Origin of the sequence: Roseofilum halophilum BLCC-M91 (assembly GCF_030068445.1) — a bacterium.
In the GTDB taxonomy this organism is placed as follows: Bacteria; Cyanobacteriota; Cyanobacteriia; order Cyanobacteriales; family Desertifilaceae; genus Roseofilum; species Roseofilum halophilum.
Genome location: NZ_JAQPOK010000017.1, coordinates 1 through 4,312, shown reverse-complemented (window position 1 = coordinate 4,312; position 4,312 = coordinate 1). Strand labels below are relative to the sequence as shown.

3 protein-coding genes are annotated in these 4,312 nt (G+C 47.8%); all 3 read right to left on the bottom strand.

Annotated features, from left to right (window positions below):
• Positions 1 to 417: 417 nt before the first annotated feature.
• Positions 418 to 2,070 (bottom strand): adenylate/guanylate cyclase domain-containing protein, encoded by a 1,653-nt coding sequence (locus PJF56_RS02535; RefSeq protein WP_283761067.1) that lies wholly within the window; start codon positions 2,068 to 2,070, stop codon positions 418 to 420.
• A gap of 319 nt (positions 2,071 to 2,389) precedes the next feature.
• The gene (locus tag PJF56_RS02530; protein WP_283761066.1) at positions 2,390 to 3,103 is read right to left on the bottom strand and encodes a hypothetical protein; all 714 of its coding nucleotides are present in this window, start codon (positions 3,101 to 3,103) and stop codon (positions 2,390 to 2,392) included.
• Between the two features lie 118 nt (positions 3,104 to 3,221).
• Positions 3,222 to 4,175 carry a DNA polymerase III subunit delta' gene (holB, locus tag PJF56_RS02525; RefSeq protein ID WP_283761065.1) on the bottom strand — a complete coding sequence of 318 codons (954 nt, stop codon included), beginning with the start codon at positions 4,173 to 4,175 and terminating at the stop codon, positions 3,222 to 3,224.
• Between the last annotated feature and the right edge of the window lie 137 nt (positions 4,176 to 4,312).

Here is a 4,312-nt window from a genome sequence, read left to right as displayed (position 1 = left end):
TCAAGTCCGGTTTCCGCAAGCGGACATGAAAATGAGTTAAACTAGCGGGCAAGATGCCCGCACTCCCTCAATTATTTGATATTACTGGAGTGGGAGTATCTTGCTCCCTACATTTTTAATTATGGTATTCAAGCGGATTTGATATAAAATAGAACAAGTCGGTAGCATTCAAACTGAGGCGGGCACAAACCCCTCTCCAACTGGGTTAAGTTGGACTCCTTGGTAGAGCAACAAGCGGCTCTGGGGTTCGATTCCCCGGCTATACATCTTATGCTTGTGCAACGTCACTCGTGTAAAGGGTAGAGCGTACTGTTAGAACCAAGTGTCGATCGTTTGAATGTGAGGGTGGGTAAGGGGACATTTAATCAAAACTCAAACCAGAATATAAATCACATCAATCAGCGCCCTACTAGAATTCTACTCTTCCTGTATGTGGGTTGTTTGAGTTTCTGTCCCTTCAGGAATAGTGCGCGTCGTTTGATAGACTTTAATCGGTCGTTCTATGCCCCGAAAGCGATAACTTCCCATGGGCATAAATCCGCGACGAACGCGCAATAATTTATAAGTTGTTTCACTAACCACACATTCTCCAGGGGGACAGATTCCTTCCATACGAGAAGCCAAATTAATCGTCGATCCTAATACTGTATAATCAACCCGTTGGGAACTGCCAATATCGCCCACAACTGCCTTACCACTATTAATAGCAATTCTGAGTTCTAAGGGTTCATTCCAGCGATTATTTTTATTTAAGTGTTCCAAGCGAGTGAGCATTCCCCTAGCGGCAGCCACTGCGCGATCTGCGTGATCGGTTTGTACTTCTGGAGCGCCAAAAAAGGCCATGATGCAATCGCCAATAAATTTATCTAAAGTTCCTTTAGCCACAAAGACTTCATGGAGCATTTCTTCAAAGAAATTATTTAAAAGTTCTGCAATTTCTGAGGGGTCAAGGCGCTCAGAAAGGGCTGTAAATCCGACTATATCGGCAAATAGAATACTAATTTCGTATTCAGCTAGGGGTAAGCGGCCATCGGTGAGCGCTCCGGCTGCCATCATTTGTTGGACAACGGAGGGGGTATGATAGCGTTCGAGACGCTGACGGATGTTTTCTTGATCTCTAAGTTTTTGTTCTAGGAGCCATCGTTGGACTGAAGAGGCGACTAAGTTGGCTAGAGCGGAGAAAAAACTGAGGTCTTCTTCTGCTTCTAGGGTGGTGTACTGGGTAGAGACATAGGCATCGGCATAGAGAACGCCAAAGACTTGTTCTTCTTCCCAAAGGGGAACGGCCATAACGGAACGAATACCTTTACTGAGGATACTCATTTCCCCTTCAAAGCGTTCATCGGCTTGTGCGTCTGCGGTTTGAATGGCGACTCGTTCTAGAAAGACTTTTTGACAGATACTGTGGGAGATCCAACTGCCATCGGCGGTTAGGGGATCGTCGCTTTGATGACGGGTAGCGAGGCGAACGATTTTAAGTCGTCCCGTGTTTTCTAGGTCGATGAGCAGGGCAATGCGATCGATGCGTTTGAGGTCTCGAAAAACGGCTTCTTGGACTTGGAGAAAGATGGCTTCGAGGGAACCGGCAAAGTTGAGTCCTTTACTAATGTCTACGAGATCTTTGAGCCGAGCGATCGCCTTACGGTTGCTGCTGGCGGTATCTTGGTCATTCTGGGGTTGCAGCCATAATCTTTGCAGATCTTTAACATTACGGAGGATGGTTGTACCGTCGGTACTCAATTCTGGGACTTTGGGTTGCTCATCTCCAGGGGGTTGTAGAATGAGAACCACTAAGGAGACTACACCAATTTGTACTACATCTCCATGGTGAATCCATTGGGCAGATGTGGCGGGTAATCCGTTTAATAAGGTGCCATTGAGACTGCCGAGATCTTCGATGAGCCATCCGTTTCCACGGGTGACGATTTGACCATGGTGGCGGGAAACTCCAAAAAAAGGTAGGCATAGGTTACAGTCGGGCGATCGCCCTAAAACAAAGGGATTATCTTCGATCAATACGGTTCCTTCCGTATTCCCCTCAACTTGTATCCGCAGTTTGAGTTGGCTCATTGTCTTTTAACCCCTTCACCCATGGTAATTTCAACATTCAGCAACAACCAACGCAACCCAGGAAACTCTAAGTTACCCCTCTTCTGAGTCCAATCCAAGTAGTCACTCAAGTATGAATGGAACGCCATACGCTACAAATTGCTTTTTTTCCAGTAATCCAGACCTAAATGAACCCTAACCCTAGAATCCCCTGCCGACCGATTGTTGGCCGGGGATTCTCTATATTGTAAATAATGAAGCTCAGAATCACCTCTGGCTGCGATCGATCTCAGGAAAATTTCAATGATATTACTGATGACTGACGGATCTGCGTCCTATTCTATCCTTTGAGGACAGTTTCAATTGCATCTAAGCGCCGCTTTTGATCTTTTCGGACGGTACTGCGATAGGAACCGAGTCCATGGGCTTCGAGTTCTCCGGTGTTGGGGTTAACAAAAGAGCGCACGCGGGCACACAGTACGGCTTCTTTAGGATTTTGTTGGAGTTGCTGACAGGTTTTGAGGTGTTTAATGTAGGCTGTTCCAGCTAGGGGAGATTGGTTCATTAAATCCACTCCAGCCACCAGTTCAAAGGTTCCCAGGTGAACGCCTAGGGTTTGCGCTTCTTCTTGCAGTTCAATAATCCAGGGCTTCAGGCGTTTGAGTTGTCGGCGGTCTGCTTCTTCTGGGGTATATGCCCCATGTTGATAGGCGAAGGTTCCCAGGTTATGTCTGGAGTTGCCGGGATCGGTATGGCCAAAATAGAGATCGGTATATCCTCCGCTTGGGGTGCGGGTTCCTTCTGCCACGCCAATGGCGATCGCCCCTACCGAGTCTGGCGTGGCAAAGAGATCTTTTGTAGAGAGGGTGATGAATTGGGCTGATAGGCTAAATCGAGGTAAGTTCCTTTTCTGGGCGCGATCGGCTTGAGATGTGGGCGCAAATAATCCTCCAATTAATCCGAGAGCGACCAAAATTTGCAGCCAACAGAGAATAAACCATCCTCGATGTTGAATCAATTTTCTCAAGACTTCTAACCAGGGCAACCCGCGCATCTAAACCCCAAATTCAACAACAACAGTATTGAGTTTCCCATAAGGGATCGCCATAAAACATCCTCTTTTTGGGTGATTTTAATCTGTTTTCCGAGAAATTACAGGATTTTCCTATTCTCTATTCTTGAGTGCCTATGGCCAATAAGGTGACCTCCCAAACCAATCGAGGTTGGACATAACTGAGAAGGGCACGACGGGCTTTTTCCAAGAGTTGCAGCCCTTGGGAAGACTGGTGATGTTGCCAATAAAATTGTTGTAGGTAGCCAATGAGCCAGAGTTGGGTGGGAGTATCTAAGGTTTGAGGAATGGTTTTGGCTAAGGTTAATAATTCTCTGGGAGTACGAGGAAGATGCTGTAGAGACTGTAAGATTTCTGGTGGGCAAGCTTGTAACTGCTCGAAAGCGGCGATCGCCTCCCCAGGGCTGCCCTGAGCTAAGGCCATTACTGTGGGGCGATCGACAATTTCTCCATAACCGCGCGATTTTAGCACCTGGGCTAAGGCTTCTGGACTGAGACGATAAAAGGGAATCCGCCGACAGCGAGAAACAATGGTGGGCAACAGGGCTGCCTCAGAAGCAGCAATTACAATAATCGTCGCTTGACCCGGTTCTTCTAAGGTCTTCAATAAGCCATTGGCTGCTCCTTCTGCCATCAAATCTGCTTGGTCAATGACGACCAAAGACCGGGGAGACTCCAAAGGGGGACGGCTGAGAAATTGACTAATGTCGCGCACTTGTTCAATCCGAATCCGGGGCAGTGCTTTCCGTTTTACCCCTTGAGCTTTGGCCTGACTCACCGAGAGTCGTTGTCCCTGATGTTGATAGGTCGGCTCTACCCAGAGCAGGTCAGGATGGTTGCCCTGTTCCATGCGTTTTCTAATCCGCGCCCGTTGTTCTGGAGTGTCTTCTGTACTGGCGAGACGCTCGGCAAAATAACCCGCCGTTAGACGCTTGCCAATGCCTTCGGGCCCTACAAATAAATAGGCTGGTGCAATCCGATTTTTGGCGATCGCCTGACTGAGCAACTTCACCGCTTGCGGTTGGCCGATCGCCCCCTCAAATCCCATACTCATCAGAAAAATTGGGTCTGAAACCCCGCCCTTCCAGGGCGGCTTTACTAACCATAGGCTACCACAATTACATCTTAGGTGCTACAATGTGAGAACTCCTTTGAATCCCACATGGAAAGAGCATTTAACTACCGATTTTA